15 protein-coding genes and 1 pseudogene are annotated in these 19,491 nt (G+C 60.4%); 6 read left to right on the top strand and 10 right to left on the bottom strand.

Annotated features, from left to right (window positions below; translation table 11 throughout):
• Positions 1–98: 98 nt before the first annotated feature.
• Entirely contained in the window at positions 99–857 is a 759-nt protein-coding gene (locus PQR42_RS09485; RefSeq protein ID WP_408207760.1) for an acetoacetate decarboxylase, read from the bottom strand.
• A 265-nt stretch (positions 858–1,122) separates the two neighbouring features.
• Here PQR42_RS09485 and PQR42_RS09480 point away from each other — a divergent pair, with 265 nt between their 5' ends.
• A complete protein-coding gene (locus PQR42_RS09480) occupies positions 1,123–2,493 on the top strand; it encodes an EAL and HDOD domain-containing protein (RefSeq protein ID WP_408207757.1) in 1,371 nt (456 codons plus the stop codon).
• 136 nt (positions 2,494–2,629) lie between these two features.
• Here PQR42_RS09480 and PQR42_RS09475 read toward each other — a convergent pair whose 3' ends face one another.
• Entirely contained in the window at positions 2,630–4,087 is a 1,458-nt protein-coding gene (locus tag PQR42_RS09475; RefSeq protein ID WP_408386121.1) for an HDOD domain-containing protein, read from the bottom strand.
• Between the two features lie 115 nt (positions 4,088–4,202).
• Positions 4,203–6,017 carry a putative bifunctional diguanylate cyclase/phosphodiesterase gene (locus PQR42_RS09470; RefSeq protein ID WP_408207752.1) on the bottom strand — a complete coding sequence of 605 codons (1,815 nt, stop codon included), beginning with the start codon at positions 6,015–6,017 and terminating at the stop codon, positions 4,203–4,205.
• A 303-nt stretch (positions 6,018–6,320) separates the two neighbouring features.
• Between PQR42_RS09470 and PQR42_RS09465 the strand changes: the two genes are divergently transcribed.
• From PQR42_RS09465 to PQR42_RS09455, 3 genes are all read left to right on the top strand, one after another.
• Positions 6,321–7,658: an EAL and HDOD domain-containing protein gene (locus PQR42_RS09465; RefSeq protein WP_408386123.1), complete on the top strand. Its 1,338-nt coding sequence runs from the start codon at positions 6,321–6,323 to the stop codon at positions 7,656–7,658.
• 200 nt (positions 7,659–7,858) lie between these two features.
• Positions 7,859–8,422, top strand: coding sequence for a peroxiredoxin (locus PQR42_RS09460; RefSeq protein WP_408386125.1), 564 nt, complete (start codon positions 7,859–7,861; stop codon positions 8,420–8,422).
• 101 nt (positions 8,423–8,523) lie between these two features.
• Positions 8,524–8,988, top strand: coding sequence for a hypothetical protein (locus PQR42_RS09455; RefSeq protein ID WP_408386127.1), 465 nt, complete (start codon positions 8,524–8,526; stop codon positions 8,986–8,988).
• 15 nt (positions 8,989–9,003) lie between these two features.
• Here PQR42_RS09455 and PQR42_RS09450 read toward each other — a convergent pair.
• From PQR42_RS09450 to PQR42_RS09430, 5 genes and pseudogenes are all read right to left on the bottom strand, one after another.
• Positions 9,004–9,248, bottom strand: a pseudogene (locus tag PQR42_RS09450) (LysR family transcriptional regulator); the annotation flags it as partial.
• A 269-nt stretch (positions 9,249–9,517) separates the two neighbouring features.
• Positions 9,518–9,769, bottom strand: a complete 252-nt coding sequence (locus PQR42_RS09445) for a PAAR domain-containing protein (RefSeq protein WP_408386129.1) — start codon at positions 9,767–9,769, stop codon at positions 9,518–9,520.
• 155 nt (positions 9,770–9,924) lie between these two features.
• On the bottom strand, positions 9,925–10,497 hold the full coding sequence (locus PQR42_RS09440) for a hypothetical protein (protein ID WP_408386131.1): 573 nt from the start codon (positions 10,495–10,497) through the stop codon (positions 9,925–9,927).
• Positions 10,494–12,638 (bottom strand): hydroxyethylthiazole kinase, encoded by a 2,145-nt coding sequence (locus PQR42_RS09435; RefSeq protein WP_408386133.1) that lies wholly within the window; start codon positions 12,636–12,638, stop codon positions 10,494–10,496. The genes PQR42_RS09440 and PQR42_RS09435 overlap by 4 nt, the downstream gene beginning before the upstream one ends.
• Positions 12,639–12,708: 70 nt before the next feature.
• A complete protein-coding gene (locus tag PQR42_RS09430; protein ID WP_408386135.1) occupies positions 12,709–15,216 on the bottom strand; it encodes a type VI secretion system Vgr family protein in 2,508 nt (835 codons plus the stop codon).
• A 350-nt stretch (positions 15,217–15,566) separates the two neighbouring features.
• On the opposite strand from PQR42_RS09430, the gene PQR42_RS09425 reads away from it, so the two are divergent.
• Both PQR42_RS09425 and PQR42_RS09420 read left to right on the top strand, forming a co-directional pair.
• Complete coding sequence (locus PQR42_RS09425) at positions 15,567–16,265, top strand: serine O-acetyltransferase (protein WP_408386137.1); 699 nt, start codon at positions 15,567–15,569, stop codon at positions 16,263–16,265.
• Positions 16,266–16,270: 5 nt separating this feature from the next.
• The gene (locus PQR42_RS09420; protein ID WP_408386139.1) at positions 16,271–17,041 is read left to right on the top strand and encodes an alanyl-tRNA editing protein; all 771 of its coding nucleotides are present in this window, start codon (positions 16,271–16,273) and stop codon (positions 17,039–17,041) included.
• Positions 17,042–17,138: 97 nt separating this feature from the next.
• On the opposite strand, the gene PQR42_RS09415 is transcribed toward PQR42_RS09420, so the two are convergent.
• On the bottom strand, positions 17,139–18,053 hold the full coding sequence (locus PQR42_RS09415; RefSeq protein WP_408386141.1) for a PLP-dependent cysteine synthase family protein: 915 nt from the start codon (positions 18,051–18,053) through the stop codon (positions 17,139–17,141).
• Positions 18,054–18,075: 22 nt separating this feature from the next.
• Positions 18,076–19,491 carry a molybdopterin-synthase adenylyltransferase MoeB gene (moeB, locus tag PQR42_RS09410; RefSeq protein WP_408207739.1) on the bottom strand — a complete coding sequence of 472 codons (1,416 nt, stop codon included), beginning with the start codon at positions 19,489–19,491 and terminating at the stop codon, positions 18,076–18,078.

Genomic DNA, 19,491 nt, shown 5'->3' with positions numbered 1-19,491 from the left:
GCTACGCGTCTCACGCGATTCGTTGAAGCTGATGCAAACGGCCCTATTGCGGCCGTTTGCGTTTGCATTGGCGGCGGCGCAAGGCCGACGCCAATCGTTCAACGCACGTTCGCTTCCGGCTGATCGAGATAATCGAATACCACTTCGCCGAGACCGAGCGTCAGATCGGCAATCAGATGACGCGCCTCGACAATCTCCAGCACCGGCAACTCGGCAACCGGCGCGAGCGCATGCGGCGCCAGTTCGAGCGCGGCCGGGCCGGTCCAGGCGCCTTTCAGATCGATGTCCTGCAGGTAGTAGCGCACCAGTTCGCAGATACGCGGCGTGCCGTCCACATGAGGAATCACCTTGAGCAAAAAGTTCGGCGTTTCGAGGCGCTTTTTCTGCTGCGCCAGATCGAGCTGCCGATGCTTGTAGCCCATCGTGCCGGTGGCGATACGCACCGGACCATAGTCGAGCGTGCCGACGAGCGTGTCGGTGTGGACGGCGAGCACCGGGTTCGCGAGCTTCTTCGGAAAGCCCCACAGTTCGCGGCCGCCGGCGATCGGCGGGTGGTCGTCCAGATACATGGCCAGCGTGTAGCCGCCCGCCACGCCCTTGTACGACACCGGAATCACCTGGCCGCTTTCCGTGTAATCGCCGAAACCCGTCGAATCCGGCATGCGGATGAACTCGTAATGCACTAGCGGCTCGCCGATTTCGAGCGGCTCGGGCACTACGGCGCGCAGTTTGTCCGGATCGGTGCGGTAGGTGATGATCAGAAATTCGCGGTTGATGAACCGGTACGGGCCCATGGGGAATGCCGGGCTCGTGATCGGCATCGCGAAGGCATTTGACAGCACGCTTTTGACGTCCATGTTTTTCCTTGGTGGTTAAACGCGGTTGGAACGCTTCTGCACTGCACAAGAGTATCGGCGATTTTGCGCCGGATCGCTTTCAGACTGATCTCCAATTATTTCCAGATATTGCTTCACGGACGTGTCCGCGCATGGCGGCCTGCGCTAAAATTGCCGGGTGCACCGCGGGCGCTACAGCCTTCACGGCTTGGAACGCGCGCTAACGGTGCGGCGAAAATCAAAATACAGCAGTAAGCGCCTGGGCGGCGCTTAGCGGGGGAGCGCAATGACCACCATCGCAATCGAGAATCCGGGCCACACGGGTGCAACGGACGATGCGCAATTGAATGCCAGCTTCGCGCGGCAGCCGATTCTGAATCGTGACGGCATGCTGTGCGGCTACGAGATCAAGGCGCGCGCACCGGAATGGACCGCGGAGATGCTGGAGGCCGCGCGAGCCGCCGCAGACGCGAACAGTGGTGCCGACACGCCGTCGTGCCGCGAACCCGATCCGGCGCAACGCGTGGCGCGAGCCATCATTCACGGCCTGCTTCAGGGCAATGTGCGCGGCGCGCTGACCGGGCATCCGGCTTATGTCGACGTCAGCCGCGACATGCTATTCGACGACGCGATCCTGCGGCTGCCCGCCGAGCGCTTCATGCTCGAACTGGCGCCGACGATCGAGTGCGACGAGGCGCTCGTGGCGCGCATCGTCAAGTTGCATGGCCGCCGCTATCGATTCGTGCTCGACGAGGTGACCCAGCCCAACGAAACCTTCGCCAAACTGCTGCCTTACGCGGAAGTCGTCAAGATCGATTTCACCGGCGTGCCGCGCGCGCTGCTGCCGAAACTGGCGAGCGTGCTCAAGTCGGCGGGCAAGCTGCTGGTGGCTTCGGGAATCGACACGCAAGCCGATTTCGAAACGGCCCATGAACTCGGCTTCGATCGCTTCCAGGGTTACTTCTTCGCGCGTGCGCAGACCTCGGCGACGCGCCGTGTCAGCGCGCCGCGCCATGCCTTGCTGAATCTGCTGCAACTCCTCTCGGGCGATCCGACCGTCGCGCAACTCGAAGCCGAACTCAAGCTCAATCCGGTGCTGGTGATGCATCTGATGAAGCTCGCCAATTCGAGCGGCCTCGCCGTCGGCCACAAGGTCACGACGCTGCGCGAAGCGATCAACGCGACCGGCACCAACCGCATCGCGCGCTGGACGCAGTTGCTGCTCTACGCCGACGGCCGCAAGGTCGCTCTCGAGGACGATCCCCTGCTGCAACTCGCCGCGACCCGCGCGCGTTTCATGGAACTGGCGATCGAGCGCTTGCCCGAAGCCGGCCGCGACGAAGCCGATGCGGCGTTCCTGACCGGCGTGTTTTCATTCGTCGACGCGGTGTTCGGCGGCTCGCTCGAAAGCACCTTGAACGTGCTGACGTTGTCGCGTCCGATTCAGGCGGGCATCCTGCATCGACAGGGCGTGCTGGGGTTGCTGCTCACCGCGGTCGAAGCGCTCGAACGCGGCGCGTGGGACGAGATCGAAGCGCTGTGCGCGCGCTTGCAGCCGTTGACGGTGGAAGAGGTCGCGGAACTCGGTCTGGCGGCGGGCGCGTGGGCCGGTGTCGCGGACCGCAGCGCGGAAGGGCTGGAAAGAATCGAGGATTGAGATCAGTGATTCGGCGGGAGGCCGCGGCATGCGATGCATGGCGGCCTCGGCGAGCCTGACTCGACTTCAACGTGGCGTAGGGCAAATACAGAACAGGTGAGAGTGAAGCACCGTGATCAACGATCACGCCAGGTCTTCACATCATCTCCATTTCCCGCATCTGCCCCAAGCCGAAAAAACGTCCTAACTCCCTGGCCAGTTCATTCAACACGCTCATCTCTTTCTGTGAGATGCGCCGTGGCTCCTGGCTATGCGACCAGTCGCCGTAGAGCAAGGCGACGGTTGTGTCGCTTTCATCGACGACCGGCAGCAGCACGAAGGCGCGGGCGTCGTCGAATGAGCGGCGGAACCATTCGGGCAGCCGCGCGACCATCTTCGGGTCGCGTGCGTTCTCGATGAAGATGCCCACCGAGTTCGCGATCGCCAGATGAAACACGTCGGGCTCGAAGGCGGTGTTGAACGTTAGCTTGGGCAACGCCGCGTCGATCTTCGATCCGAGACCGAGGCGCGCCTTGAAGGTGCCGTTGCTGTGCTTGACGAACACCACGGTGCGCGCAAAGCCGAGGCCGGCGAGCAGCGTTTCCGCGGCCATCGCCAGCGCCGGCTGGAGTGGGCTGCCGTCGGGCAGGCCGCGCAGATCTTCGACGCCCACCGCGATACGTGCCTCGGGATTGAGCGCCTCGCGCGCGATCGCGTCCGCATTGGCGCGCAACTCGACGATCTCTCGCATCACGCCGTCGCCGCCTTCTTCACGGGCGAGCGCCACGCTCATCTCGAGCAGCACTTCCGGATCGGTGTTCAGCGCGCCGCTATATTCCTGCGCCAGTTCGGCGATGCGTTGCTCGCGCTCCCAGTCCGGCATGTTCTGCTGGGTGAGCACGTCGGCGACCGCCGTCGAGTAATTGGTGATGGCGCGCAGCCACTGCACCTGGCGCGGCTGCGTGACGTCTTGCGGGTCGAACTCGCCCATGCCGGAGCGGATCATGTCGGGCAGGCGCCAGCGCACGGCGGCTTCGGCGCCGATTTCGTCGAAGGTCACGCCGAGCACCAGCACGCAGGCATCGGCTTCGAGCGTGCCGTCGTCGATATGGCGGCGAATCTGGTCCCATTCGGCGTCGAGATAGAACACCACCAGCAGCTTGCCGATCTGCCGCATCAGCGTGCAGACCACGGCTTCCTCACCGGCGCGCAGATCGCCGCGCTCGGTCAGCTTGCGCGCGACGCAGCCCGACAGCAGCGTGCGGTTCAGTTCGAGTTTCGCGTCGATGCGGCGCGGCGCGCTGTGATGGAAGTGATCGACGATCTTCAGGCCGACCACGAGATGGCCGACCGCGTCCATGCCGAGCACCATCAGCGCGCGCGACACGGTCGTGATGTTGCCGCCGAACGCCATGTACATGGCGGAGTTGGCGAGCCGCAGCACTTTTTGCGTCAGGGCGAAGTCGGACAGCACCACCTGCACGAGGCCGGTGAAGTCGAGGTCGTCATTGTTCATCGCCGCCATGGTGGAGCGCAGCGATTGCGACAGCATGGGGAAATCGCCGCGTTCGCTCATTCGCGTCCAGAGCCGGTCGAGCACCGCCGCCTTTACCATGTGAGTCCCGCCAAAGCCATACATGTTCCAATGAGTGCCACGCTGGCCAGAGGCCGGCTTGTTCCGCTGCATGAGCAGGCAAATGAGCCGCTACATGAGTGCTTTGCCTGCATCGCTAGGCGCTGTGCAAGTGAAGCGTGCGCGCTTCGAAACGCTGCGCGAGTTCGTCGGAGGGCAGTGCCTTGCAGACGAGCCACCCCTGGATGTGGTCGCATCCCATCTCGGTGAGCAGGGTGCGCTGCGCTTCCGTTTCGACGCCCTCGGCCACCAGCTCGAGATCCAGTGTCTGAGCGAGGCCCACGACAGCGCTAACGATTGCCTGATCGTTCCGGGAGGTTAGCAGATTCTCGACAAAACTCCTGTCGATCTTGAGCTTGGCCAGCGGGAAGCGTTGCAGGTAAGCCAGGCTCGAATAGCCGGTGCCGAAGTCGTCGACCGCGAAGCGGATGCCCATTGCCGTCAGGTCTTCGAGCAGACCCTTGGCATGCGCCGGGTCGTGCATCAGCAGGCTTTCGGTGATCTCGAACACGAGGCGGCGCGGATCGATGCCGGTCAGTTCGATCGCCTCGCGCACGGAGTCCTTGAAGCGCGGATCGCGGAACTGCTGCGGCGACACGTTCACGGCCACGTATTGCAAAGCGATGCCCTTCGCATCCCACTGGATCAACTGCATGCAGGCCACCTTCAACACCCAGTTGCCGAGGAAGTTGATCAGGCCGATCGACTCAGCAAGTGGGATGAACATGGACGGCGGCACCAGGCCGTGCACCGGATGCAACCAGCGGATCAGCGCTTCCACGCCGACCACGCCGTGCGTGCGGCTGCTCGTGATCGGCTGGAAGTGTAGCGAGAACTCGCCGTTGCGCACACCGTCGTAGAGGTCGGCCTCCAGCTTCAGGCGTTCGGCGTCGGCGGGGTTGTCGTCGGGGACGTAGAAGGCGAGCGTGTTGCCGCCGGCCGCCTTGGCCTGCAAGAGGGCATGGTCGGCCCAGCGCAGCAGGTGGGTGTCGTGCGCGGCGGTGTCGTTGGCGTGGCGCACGTCGGGATAGAGCGCGATGCCGATGCTCGCCGACAGATGCACCTGCTGGCCGTTGAACACATACGGCTGCTGGATCGCGGTCAAGAGGCGCCGCGCCAGCGTTTCGGCGGCGGCCGCGGCGTCGGTGCGGCTGGCGGCGGGCTTCACGAGGATCGCGAACTCGTCGCTGGCCACGCGCGCCACGGTCTCGCTCGGGCTCGTCATATTCAGTATGCGGCGTGAGGTGTCGCGCAGCATTTCGTCGCCGGCGTCGTAGCCGAGCGCGCGGTTCACGCGCTGATAGTCGTCGAGGTCGAGCAGCAGCAGCGCGGCCGGCGTGCCGTGCGCGTCGGCTTGCTGCTGGACGTCGAGGAGCGCCGGGATCAGCGCCGACTGGTTGGCCAGATTGGTCAGGCGGTCCAGATGCAGCGCCTGGGTCAGGCGTTCCTCGGTGGCCCGCCAGGCCGACACGTCGAAGCCGGCGATGGCATAGCCTTCGGTGCCGTCGTGGCTGCTGCGCACCACGCGCAGCTCGACGGTGATCGGGTAAGTGAGCGACTTGATCAGACCGAGCGTGGCCTTCTCGACGTTGCCCGACACGGCGGCGCGCGTCAGGAGGGTGTCGAGCCGTGGCACGTCGGCCGGCGCTACCAGGTCGTGCAGCGTGATCGTCTCGAGATACTCGCGGTGATAGCCGATGAAGCGCAGGCTGGCCTCGGACACATAGATGAAGCGCAGTTCGTCGTCGACGTGCGCCAGCAGGTCGACGGCGCCGACCACCTGTTCCAGTTGCGCAGCGCGGCTTGCGGCCGTCTGCGGTTTGCCGTCCACGCGCCGGCCGAACGCACGAAGCCGGTCGATGACCGTGCGCAAGGAGCCCCGGCGGGGCGCGGTGATCCTGTTCGCTTCCATGTTTATCGCTGGCAACCTGTATTCGTCTGCAGGCGGGGCGGCTCTCTGCCCGCCGTATGAGGGCGGTCGAGAGGTATCAGGCCGCCCCATCAGAACGAGATAACGACCCCTGCGGGGAAATCTTTAGCGCCTGCTGTAAAAAACAAGTGGTAAGGAAACGCTTGCGCGGCTTGGCGGCGGCCCGGGACCGATTCAGTTAAAGTGCGGCTATTCAACGTCCGTTAATAGGACAAACCTCTGTTGTGCAGTGCCGGCTGTGACGTCGCTGCTGCGTAGCTTCCCGAACACTTGCACCGATGCTCCATGTCTGAACGCCATCAAGCCAAGGCCACTGCCGGGCACATCGAGGTGCTCGACGCAACCGCCCAAGGCGCCGACCCGTCGCCTGCCACGCAATTCGTCTATCTGGGCCGCCAGCCGATCCTCGATCGCGACGGCGCGCTCAATGCTTACGAATTGTTGTTTCGAGCCGGCGCGCATAACTACGCCGAAGTCACCGACGACGCCCAGGCGACCGCGCAGGTGGTGGCGCGCGCGATCGGCGGGATCGGCGTGCCGACGGTGCTGGGCCAGCATCGCGGCTTCGTCAATATCGATCGCGCGCTGCTCTTTAACGACATCGTCCATCTGATGCCGCCCGAGCGCTTCGTGCTCGAAATCCTCGAGACCGTGAAATTCGACGCGCAACTGGTCCGCCGTCTGGGCGAGCTGCGCCGCGCCGGCTTTCAGGTGGCGCTCGACGATGTCAGCGAACTGTCCGACGAGCTGATCGGCGCGCTGCCGCACGCCGACATCGTCAAGATCGACTTTTTGCAGACCGACCGCGCCGTGCTGCCGAGGCTGGCGTCGCTGGTGCGCGGGCAGGGCAAGACGCTGATCGCCGAGAAGGTCGAGACGCGCGAGGATTTCGCGCTCGCGCGTGAGCTCGGCTTCGATCTGTTTCAGGGCTACTTTTTCGCGCGGCCGCAGGTGCTGGCCGCGCCGCGCAACCGCTCGCCGCGGCCGGGCCTGCTGCGCCTGCTGGCCTTGCTGTCGCGCGATGCCGGCATCGTCGAGCTCGAAGCGGAGCTCAAGCTGAACCCGAGCGTGGTGGTGCAGCTGCTGCGCCTCGTCAATTCGAGTGCATTCGGGCTGGGGCGCAATATCGCGTCGCTGCGCGAGGCGATCATTGCCACTGGCACTCGGCAGATCGCGCGCTGGGCGCAACTGCTGCTTTACGCGGACAGCGGTGACCTGCCGTGGCGCGCCGATCCGCTGGTGCAACTGGCGGGGACGCGCTCGCGCTTCATGGAGCTGGCCGCAGGCTGGTTGCGTCCCGCCGACGACGAATTCGCCGATGCCGCGTTCATGACCGGCATTTTTTCTCTGATTCACGTGGTGCTCGGCAGTTCGCCGGGCGCGGTGCTGGAGAAACTCGGCCTCGCGCCGCAGATTCGCGAAGCAATCGTGTCGCGGCGCGGCGAGCTGGGCACCTTGCTGCGCCTCGCCGAGGCGGCCGGCGAGGGCGTCGATGCGGTATCGATCGCGCTGGGCCCCGACGCGCCGGGCGGCTTCGTGGCCTTTACGCCCGAGGTGCTGGCCGAGCTGAATCTGTCGGCTGCAGCGTGGTTCGGCGCGCATATCGCCGAAGTGGCGGCCTGACGGGCAGTTTGGCCGGCTGCGCGTTTTGCCTGTGTTTGCCGTGGTCGCGTTCACGGCAACGACTTCCGCATCCTTCAGGCTGGTTCTTACGTACCTTCTGAGTACGTGGTCCAATAGCGAAGTTGGCCGGCGTTCTTCTGAGCGCAGCGGCCTTGGGTTCATTGGACGAACCGCGTGCATCCACGCCTGGAGAAAAGCAGATGAAGAAGAAATTCATATCGGCGGTACTGGTCGCCGCCGTGTCGGTGGGATTCGCCATGCATTCGCTGACGGCCTCGGCAACCCTCAAGCCGGGCGACGTGGCGCCGGCGTTCACCGCGCAGGCCTCGTTGGGCGGCAAGACCTACACCTATTCGCTTGCCGACGAACTGAAGAAAGGGCCGGTGGTGGTGTATTTCTATCCGGCGGCCTTCACCAAGGGTTGCACGATCGAAGCGCACGAGTTCGCCGAAGCCGTCGATGAGTACAAGAAATATGGCGCGACGGTGATCGGCGTGTCGCACGACAACATCGACACGTTGACCAAGTTTTCGGTGAGCGAATGCCGCAGCAAATTCCCGGTCGCGGCCGATGCCGATTCGAAGGTGATCGGTGAGTATGACGCGGGCCTGCCGATGCATGCGTCGATGGCCAATCGCGTGTCGTACGTGATCGCGCCGGATGGCAAGATCATCTATGAGTACACGAGCCTGTCGCCGGAGAAGCATGTCGAGAACACGCTGAAGGCGGTGAAGGATTGGGCTGCGACGCATAAGCAGCCTTAACGCTCAAGCTGGGCGCCCGCGTGATTTTCGCAATGGTTTCTTGCGGTAAGAGGCGGGCGTCGCTCGTGCTAGGCTGAGTTTTTTTGCCTTGTGAGCTCGCGATGCCGATTCTCGTTGCGTTGATTGCGCTGATCGCGCTGGGGTATGGCGCGGTGCGGGCGTTTTATGCCTTGCAGGCGGCTTTTGGTCTTGCCGTGGCGGTTGGCGTTGCCGTGCTGGTCGCTTTGCTGCTGGTTGCCGCGATGGCTTATTGGTGGCGGCGCCGCAAGGAAGTGGCAGCGAATGTTCGTGATGGAGATTGGACTCACGAACTCAAAGGGAGTTGGGGGTCGGTGCGGCTTGCTGCCGGTAAACGGCTGTGTGAGATTCGTCTTGGTGACGAGCAGGGGGCTTATATTTTTGCCGATCTGCTCGGGGCGGAGGTGCAGGGCCAAGGCGGGCAATGGCAGGTCGCCTTGAAGGTCAAAGATGCTAAGCATCAAACTTGGGTCTTGCCTATGCGGGATGAGCGGCAGGCTAAACAATGGGCGCGGATTGTGGTGCTCGCCGTGGAGCAGAAGCTTTAGGGGTTGGTTGTGGGATCCACGCTCGATCATGCCGAAGGCGTCGGCGAGACAGGGCCGCAACTGCGCGCCCGCCGCTGTCGGGCGATACCCGTATGGTCGCGTTCGAACAGACGGGCGCCAAGGGATTCCTCAAGCATCATGATCTGCCGGCTGACGGCGTCTTGGGTTACACATAGCGCCGCCGCGGTCCGGTTAAAACTCAGGTGACGTGCCGTCTCTTCGAAGAGGCGCAACGTGATCAGTGATGGCAACCGCCGCATGGATCACCTTCAGTCTTTCCGATAGCTCAGGAAAACGAAGCGTCTGGAAGGTGCCGGTCCACCAGCATTCAAGCCAACAGGCGGTCAAAGGGGAAAAACCCCGCCTGGTTAAACCTGCCACTGTTCGTGGACCAGCAGGTCCATTCGATCACACTTCAATGCCACCCAGTAGCGTTGTGTCGAAATTTGACAATCGACCGGCTTCGCTTCAGGTATTCGTTTCCGGCCTTCACTCAAGGCCTGCCTTTTTTCCGCGTACTCATGACCGCTCACGCCAGACTCGAAATCAGACTGCATCCGCAGGTGGCCTGATGGCCCTGCCGCGCAACGGGCGTACCGCAATCGGTTATTCCCGTGTCGCCTTCGAGGATCATATTGGGCTGGACGTCGGGGTGCAGCGGGCATTCTATGAGATCGCCCTTGCGGGCCACGCGCCGCCCGGCATAACGGAGAGTTTGGGAGGCGGTGACGACTTGGCCGCCGTGGTCGGTGGTGTCACCGAGTCGGATGAGGTCGATCATGAGGATTGCTTTCACACTCAGTTATTTGGTGAAGTTTAAAAGACGATGTACATGTGTGGTGACAGCCCACCCGTGCTTTTCTGTCTCCAGTTTGTCGACCCGCAAAGAAAAGTAACCAAGGCGTTCTGTCCATCCGGGAGCCAATATTTTTTGGATCATTTTATTTTCACGGATTGCAAAATATGCGTCGCAGCTCTCGCAGCGTCAACTTTTGATTTGCGATTCGGCATTTCACCGATCCAGTAAGTTAGGGACACCGTTTTGCCTTTCTGAGACACAACCAGTTCGTAGCATTGCGCACCATAAGCATGCGATCGACCGCGACTATCTGTCGTCGGACAAGCTGGAAATGCCTCATAGGCCGTTTGCCCGGTACCCATTGACCTCTTCGGCGCAACTATAGTTGTTGCGCTAAAAAGCATCAGTGTTCCGTCTTCGCTATACCAGTATGGCTTTACCCCGTCGTAGGAGCCACATTTGCGTATATCTCCCTTGCACACCGTCAAGATATCGTCGGCATCGACATCCCTGAGATGAAGAAGATAGGTATAGAAATTACTCTCTGAATTTGCATCGACTTTCACGCTATTGTATCGATTGTCCGGGTATGAAAGCTCAACATGCTCGTCTTCATATGTCCGAGTACCAGTTTTTGCAGAGACATTCGGGTTTGTGAGAAACAGGCATCCGCATAACGCTGCCACTGACAATTTCTCAAACAAACTCATAAGAGATCTCCAAAAAATTTGTACAACCTTAACGTGTGATAGGTTCTATTTTCGAGCCCATTGTCACCACCGTTAATTGCTCTTGTGACGCGCTGGATTTGATTTTCTGTCACCCCGACATCCGCAGGCACGTTTATCGTGCTTTTTTCATGCGGCAATCCGTGATTTGGTCCTGCTTCCCAATACCATGTACCGGCGTCGATTGCATTGTATGGAACAGTCAGCAAGATCTCAGGTGTCGTAATGCTCGGCCGAGTCGGGTGCGGGTGAGTCCACCATGAAGCAGTGAAGTCGCGCCTGCTCAACCATCCTCGATACACCCAGTATTCCGTGTAGTTATATTTACCCGTCAATTGCTTCATACCTCTTCCCCGGAATTTGTACCCATCCCCTGGAAGATCATTTCCGTTCGAATGAGCGTACATAGCGTTGCAGGACGCCTCGCTTCGATGCTCCTCCATCCATGCCAGCGTTCGCGACTCCTCCGCGCCTTGACCAAAGAAGTGTGACATTCGCATCGGGTTTCGGCTGATGGAATGCTTCTCCAGCAGTCGGTTCAGTATGTTTCGGTAGCGCTCGCGTATCTCGGCAGATATGGCATGCGTCGCCTGATGAAGTTGACCACTGGATTTTTCGACATAGGTATCGGGATATACCTGCTCCAGTTCTTTGGCGGAAAGCCAGCGGCATTGCCTGAACTGCCGCACAAACGCCGCCGGCGGGAAATGCCAGACCTCACTGGCATGCGGCAAACCGGGATCGCTGACGTCCTCCCAGAACGCCAGATCACGCGCATGCTCCATCAGCCTGTTGAAATCACTTTCCGACAACGGGTTGGTCAATGCCTCATGCGGACTCTTCAGCCAGTTGTATCGTGCTTCCAGTCCAGCCCGGCTCCACTCGGAAGGGAATTTGCACACTGCATGCCCCATGCGTTGCCGGATTGCACCGAGACCCAGTGCCTGCACAGCGTCAGCGTGGCTGACATGCCCGGAATGATTGACGTCCAGCCAGCGCTTTACCGTGGGCGAATCACACAGGCTGTCGGGCGCCGGATCGTCGTTGATGAAACTCCAACCAGCCCATTCGGGAAAATCAGCATCGCTATAGACGCGCACGCCCGCCTTCGAGAGATTGATCCATCCGTCACCGTCCGGTGTCCTCACTTTGCGCCAGTGATTGAAGCGCGCGCCGTCGGTAAGCTGGGCGTTGATGCAGCGCCCGAAGCGGAGCATCTCGAAGATGGCGCTGGGGGAGGCTACCGCGATGCCCGCGGGAATCCCTGCCAGACTGTTGTCGGTAAAACGCCCATGAAGTGCCATAGCCCTTTTGTACAGGTTGTACTCTGCTTCGCTCTCAACGGGCATGGCTCCGGAGGCGGACCAGTTTCCATCCGTATGCTGCTGGTAGGTCGTGAGCGTGCAGTCCTTCTCGTAATGCATGCGGATAACAAGATCGCGGCTCGTTCCGGCCGGGACGAGAGACGCCTGCGGGTGCAGCGTGGCAACGGCTGGATAGCTATCGTCTTCACGATACGGGTGCGGCTCACTCGCAAAGAGATTTGCGCCACGAGGAACGAAGAACCATATGTCGCCATAGACCGCGTCCGTTCGTGCCGGCGTACTAGCCAGCGGACCCGGAGCGCGCCCAATAAACTTCCGCAGATTCACCTCGTCGCAGACGATCTCAAAGTGGATTTGCGGAAACTGGCCGTAGATCTGGCCCGGTGTGCCGATCAGGTCCTTACGGTAGATCTTCCTGCCCACTGCGAGGGATGAAAGCACCTGCTGCATATGCATGTACACGGAGTAGTAGGTGACCTTCGCATTGTCGCCTTCGCCGATTTCCGTGTCGTGCCGGATGACGACGCAGCCGTCATCCGTGCGGACGTTCCGGTACTTGAGCGTCGGCTTGTGAGTCGTATCCGTCCGCCGCACGTAAACGATCCTGCCGTCCGCAATGGCACGAACGGGGGCAGGCTGATTGCCATCGGCGGGCGCCATCAGATGCGCGCCGCCATGCCAGCTGAGATTGAAGCTGACCGGATACGCACCGTTGCCGGGTGCACACTCCAGCATGCTGGAGCTGCACACATCGCTGTCGTGCACGACGGTGCTGCCGGCGGTCGCCGTGGGCATCATGTCATTCTGCTGCGGGTATGCTGCTGAAAGAAAGGGCGGGCTGATAATCATTCGATGGAATGGCGAGGGTTCAGAGGGAATGCGTATGACCGTCAGTCGGTGTGCCTGAGCCGAATGGGGCGAAACTGGGTATGCGGGCATCGGGGCCTGGAACGTCCCACGATGCGGTCCTTTCGAGAATCGGACCCGGCGACCCGTTGATGATCCCGCTGCCGTTGATCTGGATATACGAGCCGCCCGCGCCAATCCAGACCTCCTTCGCCGCTGTGACGACAACCCGGCCATTGGTGCTGGTGATCGTCACGTCTTTCAATGCGGTGAGCGCCATTTCGTCGCTTTGCGCCTGAACCTCTACCTTGCCCTTTGCCGCGATCAGCCTCATGCCAAGCTGATACGCGAACAGGGAAACGGCACCACGCACTGCTGCGAACAACGAGCGGCCCGACGCAATGCTCACGTCCCGCCCGGTCGTCACGGCCAGGTCGTACCTGCTCGCAATATGGGTGCTCTGCGCCGCCGTCATTCCGATCCCTGCTGCGCTCGCGAGTACCATGTCGGGCCGCGCCAGTTCCGGGAACGGATTGCCGTCCGCTTTCGCGTCGCCACGAATGGCGCTGGTCTGCGCCTTGATATCACCGATGGCGTCGCGCTGGTTCGTGTCGTCCTGCTGGGCATTGTGCTGCCGAGCAACGTCCGCCATATCCTCATGAAGTTCGCGCGCCTGCGTGAGCCGCTGCCCCGTCTCGCCCATGTCCTTGACGGGGGCCGTTGCACCCGCTCGCGTTTCGGTGCTGATGACCATGCCCCGATTGGCGCGCAGCGCGCCCCATGAATCCGTTGCCAGCTCCCACCCCTGGCCGCGTTCCTCCTTGCGCCCGTCGTTGCCGTCGATGTGCGTGTTATAGCCGAGCACCAGCCGCGACTGCGCGTAATCGCTGCTGACCTGCACCTGAAGTTTTCCGGGTGTATCGTCGGCGACGATCTGGTTGGCCTGTAATCCGTCGAGGTCTCGCGTGCGTGTGCCGCTCAGTGCATGATTGGCTGGAAGTTTCCATGGCGGCTGTCTGAACCGGTTGACCATCCGGTCAGCAATGTAGGGCTTGTCAGGGTCGCCTTCGTGATAGTTGACGGTCACTTCCTCGCCGATACGGGGCACATAGATCGTGCCGAACGAGTCACCCTGCCATGGCGATGACACGCGCACCCAGCAGCTTGCGTTTTCGTCCTTTGGCCTGTCCAGGTCCCAGAGGTAACTGATTTTCACCCGCCCGTACGCATCGACCCAGGTGGTCCGGTCTTTCGGTCCGACCACGACCGCCGTTTCCGCGTGACAGCGCGGCTTCTTTTTCGGCCCGTTCTTGAAGAACCGGTCGGTCGGTTGCAGCACGAAGTCGGTCACGCACTGGTACCGGCGTTGGTCGGGCATTCCGGCCGACACCGTCGTCTCGCTCACGCTGAAGATATCGACCGTCGTGGATACCACCAGATACTCAGCGTTAATAGCCGGCTCCGGGTGATCGGTGAGCCGGAATGTCCTGCCCGTTTTCAGGCCGAGCAGGTTACCGCGCCCTCTGAGACGCTCGTTACGCGAGTAAAGCGCATAGGCCCGCACGCCTGCGAGATAGCGGGCTTCCTCCAGATAACTGTTAGGCTGACCCGACAGGCCCATTGCGCCGGCAAGCGGCTGTGAATAGTCGCCCCAGTGCCGTTCTTCTGCCCGGTGCAGGTCTCCGAACGCGTCGTGTTCCTCGGGTAAATTCTGACGTGCGCGCGTATAGTCGTAATCGACCACGCTCACTTTCGCGGCGGTGATCCTGCGCGACGAATTCAGGCGGTAGATGTATTCCTCGTCGATGCGCCCGGCGCTGGGCGCGTGGTAGCGTATTGAGTCGTAAGCATTCCCATGAGGCCGGTGGACACCTGGCGCGTCACAGAACACGAGCCGGTTGTTATCCTCGAAGTAATACAGTCCCCATTCTCGCCACAGGCGGGTCAGGAAATCGAAGTCGGATTCCCACATCTGACGGACGAAGTCGCGCTCCGGGTAGCCGTTTTTCAGCCTGAAGGCGGACACCTTCATGTCATACAGAATCGGATAATCGCGCAGCACATCGCTGGTGATATCCAGCACGCTTCTGTTCTGGAATATGCGACTGCGCGACGTCTTTGTGGTCAGCCATAGGGTGGGCCGCACGACAAGGCGGTAGTACACGTGGCGATCATCGGCGCCGGTCAACTCGACTTTGCTGATGATCCCCGAAATCGTCCTGACGCCAGCGCCGACGTTTGCAGCACCGCTGTAGCTGGCGATGCCGGTGACAAATGTTCCCTTCCCGTCGAACTCAATCGAGATCGTCACCTCTTTGCCGACCAGTTTCTCGGGGGTGATCTGACGGCTGGTGCCGATCCTGGAAATAATCGGCGAGTAAGTTGTCGCCATGTCGAGCGTGTACCTGTACAGCTTGCCGAGTGCCTCAGTACCACGTAACCGCACGGGAAACAGGGTCTGCTTGCCGAGCTCGACCGGGAAGGCATCGCACGAGACACTCAGGGTGCGTGACTGGGTGGGGCTATACATGACCCCTCCATTGACTGACCTGATACAGCAGGCCTTCGCATGACTTCATATGCCTTTCCCCGTCAAAATTCTTTTTTATTATCAGATCGGCTCTATCGCGCGTATATAGGATTTCCGTAAAAATTCGTCAATGAAATTAAATGGATAAGTATTCCGCATAACCAAAAAAATGATTAATGAAGGAATGCAAAATTGGGAAATCTATTTTGAGGCGATTGCCGCCCGTGCGGGTGGCGCGAGGTCATCGACCGCGGGCAGCCATGCCATTGTCGTTCGGTTTCGGACTTGTCCCATAGCCGCATACGTCACCCGTTGGCATAACCATAGTTCTAGCGAACGTGGACGTATAAATGCCAAAAAAGATCGTTCAAAACCTCCTCACCGCAGCATTGATGGAATGCTGCTCCCCCGCTCTGGTCAATAAAATTGCAACGCATGCTCTGTGGCTTGCGGCAGCCAGAGCGGCCGAAAACGATCTGAACGCCTTCGCCACCAAGGACCCCGCATCCCGCGGTTCGGTCGAAGATATCGCCTTCGGATACTCGTCCTACAAAGCAGTACTTCACTACCGCCTTGCTCACGCAATTTTCGACATGGCATCGCTTGGCGGTGACCTCGACAGGGAAATCGAAAGTGTCGCTGCTCTGGTATCGGCGCGGGGCAAGCTGCTCTCGGGCGCGGAGATTCATCCGCGCTGTCATATCGGCCAGCGCTTCGTTCTGGACCACGGGTGGGGCACGGTGATCGGTGAGACGACTCGCATCGGCGACGACTGCTACATCCTCGGTGGCGTCGTGCTCGGTGCCACGGGCATATCCGCCAATCCGTCCGGCAAACGACATCCGACATTGGGCAACCGCATCGAAGTCGGTGCATTCACGCGAATCTTCGGCGACATTGTGATTGGCGATGATGTGTTTATCTCGCCGCATTGCGTGATTACAGAGAACATTCCGTCTGATTCGATCGTCACGCTCAAGTCCGCATTACAACTGACACGGAAGAGAAAGTCCCAACGCCCCGCCACCATTCTGATAGATCTATTCTGACTGCCATGTTTTCATTGAATCGAACGACCAGCAAGCGCTACTACGAAGATTTTAATCTGGACCGTTGCGTCGCAACGGTAGTCAAGATCGGTGCCGGCTATGTGGAGCTCGATGCCACCGTCGCCTATCCGGAAGGTGGAGGGCAGGACGCGGACCACGGAGTCATCGTTTTACAGAATGGCGTCGAAATTCGCTTCATCCATGCAAAGAAGATGTATGGCGATCATCTGACGATCGCGGATTTTCCTGACATCCAGGTAGGCGGGGTGGTTGAACATATCGTTCATCCCGATGACATCGGGCATCTTGCTAACGTGCGGGTAGGCGATCCGGTCGAGGTGCGCATCAACCGCTTGCGCCGTGCGCAACTTTCCCTAAGCCACACGGCTTGCCACCTGCTCCTGATCGGCGTGCAACAAATAAGACCTGACGCGGCTGCCTGGATACTCGGATGTCATATTCGGACTGACGCAGCACGGCTCGATTTTGCCGTGGACGAGCGTATCGCCACCGAAGAAATCCGCGAGATAGAAGACATCGCCAATGCATTCGTCCTGCGAGCCAGCGACGTGCGTGTCTATCCCCACGCGATCCATCCGGACGCCCGCTATTGGGAATGCGAGGGTAACGTGATCCCTTGTGGCGGCACTCATCTTGACAACACGAGGTTGATCGGGCGGCTGGAGATACGTCGCAAGAGCATGGGCGCGGGAAAAGAGCGTCTATCCTGCTCATTCAACGACGCCACGTTTGCCACAGACGTCTTTCATCCATGAAATTTGTCCGATCGCGCGCACTCAACCCTGCTTGGTCGCACCGAAGCGGTTCGTCTGGAGCGCGATAGGAAACGACGGCAACGGAGAATCGTTGCCGTTACTCGAAATAAGCCAGGTAAGACTCGACGCCGTCGTAAATCATGGTGAGCACGATAGCCCCTCTGGGCAGCGTTGTTCTCAGTTTGGAGACTGCTACGAGGTTGGCCGCCGAAGAAATTCCGAGGCTGATCGAGTCGCTCCGCATGGTTCGGCGAATCATCTCCTGACAGTCAGGTTCTGAAACCTTAACCATCCCGTCAAGTACGGACAAGTTCAAGATCGCCGGAACCACGCCGATCGACAATCCCTGGATTCCATGCGGAGCATGCTGGTCTGCGAGCAGATCGCATTGCTCCGGCTCGACGCCGAACACGCGAATATCGGGCCAATGCTGCTTGAGCGTCTCGCCAATGCCGGTGATATGTCCTCCGGTGCCTATGCCAGCCACAAAGCAGTCCACTTGACGGTCGCCGAAGTCGCGAATGATTTCCAGAGCCGTGGACTGTCGATGCGTTTCTGGATTGGCGTAGTTGCGCTGCTGATTGAGCATCACATAGTGGGGATTCTCAAGCTGCAATTCCATCGCACGTTGACCGTGAGAATTGTTTCCCAAGCGGCTGTCTGACAGCACCACCTTGGCACCATACAGTCGCAGCAGTTGTTGCTTTTCTGGACTGTAGTTATCGGGTATCACCAGTACTACTTCGTAGCCGAGAATATTGCCGGCGATCGCGAGTCCGATACCGGTGTTGCCGCCGCTGGGTTCCACGATAGTTTGTTGCTTGCCTCGTACAAGAATGCCTTTGCGCTCAGCGTCGAGGATCATACCCAAAGCGATTCGCGCCTTGTGGCTGCCGCCCAGATTAAGGGATTCGAGCTTCACATAGACATCCAGCCCAAGTTCGCCAGAGAGCGCCCTCAGACGAACGATAGGCGTGTTGCCTATGACTTCGAGTATCGACTGGTAAATCATCGGATTGGCGCCCGATTTTAGACTAATAGATGGGCATGTCGGGATCGACATCCTTTACCCAGCGCTTCATTCCGCCTTCCAGCACTTTCACGTCAGCGAAGCCGGCCTCCTGAAGGATGGTTGCCGCGCGCTCGGCCCGTAGGCCGCCATAGCAGATCAGATAATGTGTCTGACGCGAATCCAGCAGAGCGGTGCGCTCGTTCAGCTCATCCAGAGGGATGTGCAGTATGCCGGGCAGTCGACAGACTTCCAGTTCGTTCGCGTCGCGCACATCGAGCAATATATGTTCACTGTCTGCACGCGCCATGATCGCTTTGAGTGCACGCGGTTCGATGAAGAATTCAGGCGCCAGTCGTTGTTGGCCCGCGTTTGCGCTTGCACACAGTAACTGCTCGGGTTCGGAGAGTTTGCCTTCGCGATTTGGGGAGCACGACGGGCAGTCCGATCGGCGCGGGAATCGAACCTCGTTAAATCTCATGGTCAGCGCGTCGAAACGCATCAGCCGCCCAGATAGTGATTCGCCGATATCGAGAATCAGCTTGATTGCCTCCGTTGCCTGAATGAGACCGACGACGCCGGGTAGCACGCCAATGACGCCGCCGGCGCTGCAGTTTGGTGCCAGTTCCGGAGGTGGGCTCTTCGGAAAAAGGCAGCGATAGCAGGGCCCTCCGCGATGATTGAAAACACTCATTTGCCCTTCGAACCGCGATACCGCGCCGTAAACGAGCGGTTTGCCCAACTGCGCACACGTGTCATTCACCAGGTAGCGCGACGCGAAGTTGTCCGTGCCGTCGACCACCACGTCGTATTGTCCGATCAGATGCCGCGCGTTGTCCGCGTCGAGCGCGGCAGCATAGGTGTTGATCGCAATGTCTGCATTCAGATCATGCAGCCGCTGTTTCGCTGACTCCACCTTGAGCATGCCGAGCGTGCTGTTTCCATGCACGATCTGGCGCTGCAAATTGCTGCTCTCCACCACGTCGAAGTCGATCAGCCCGAGGGTGCCGACTCCGGCTGCGGCCAGATAAAGGCAGACGGGTGCGCCCAAACCCCCTGTGCCGATAATCAGCACTTTTGCCTTCTTGAGCCGCAATTGGCCCGCACGTCCGACGCCTGGCAGCGTGATATGACGTACATAGCGACGGATCTCGTCATTGGAAAGGTGGTCCGTATCGAGACCGCCAGAAGTGGCCAGCATGATTTCGACTTCACTGTGGGCTGCGGGCACATGTTCGAGGTCTGCGAGTTCGCCCGAACAGGTCAGGAGAAAATGTTCCTTGAAGGCGCCGTTTTCATAAAACAGGTGGGCACGAAGCCGCGGATGACGCACGCAAACGCGTTCGATTACTTCGCGCAACGTGTTGCCGTCGGCTTCCATACGCTGGGATGGCAAGTGTGCGGCTCTCGCGAGAACTTCCGGGACTATCACTACTTTCAT

The organism is Paraburkholderia sediminicola, from assembly GCF_046027355.1.
Classification (GTDB): domain Bacteria; phylum Pseudomonadota; class Gammaproteobacteria; order Burkholderiales; family Burkholderiaceae; genus Paraburkholderia; species Paraburkholderia sediminicola_B.
This window is presented reverse-complemented; position numbering and strand designations above follow the sequence as displayed.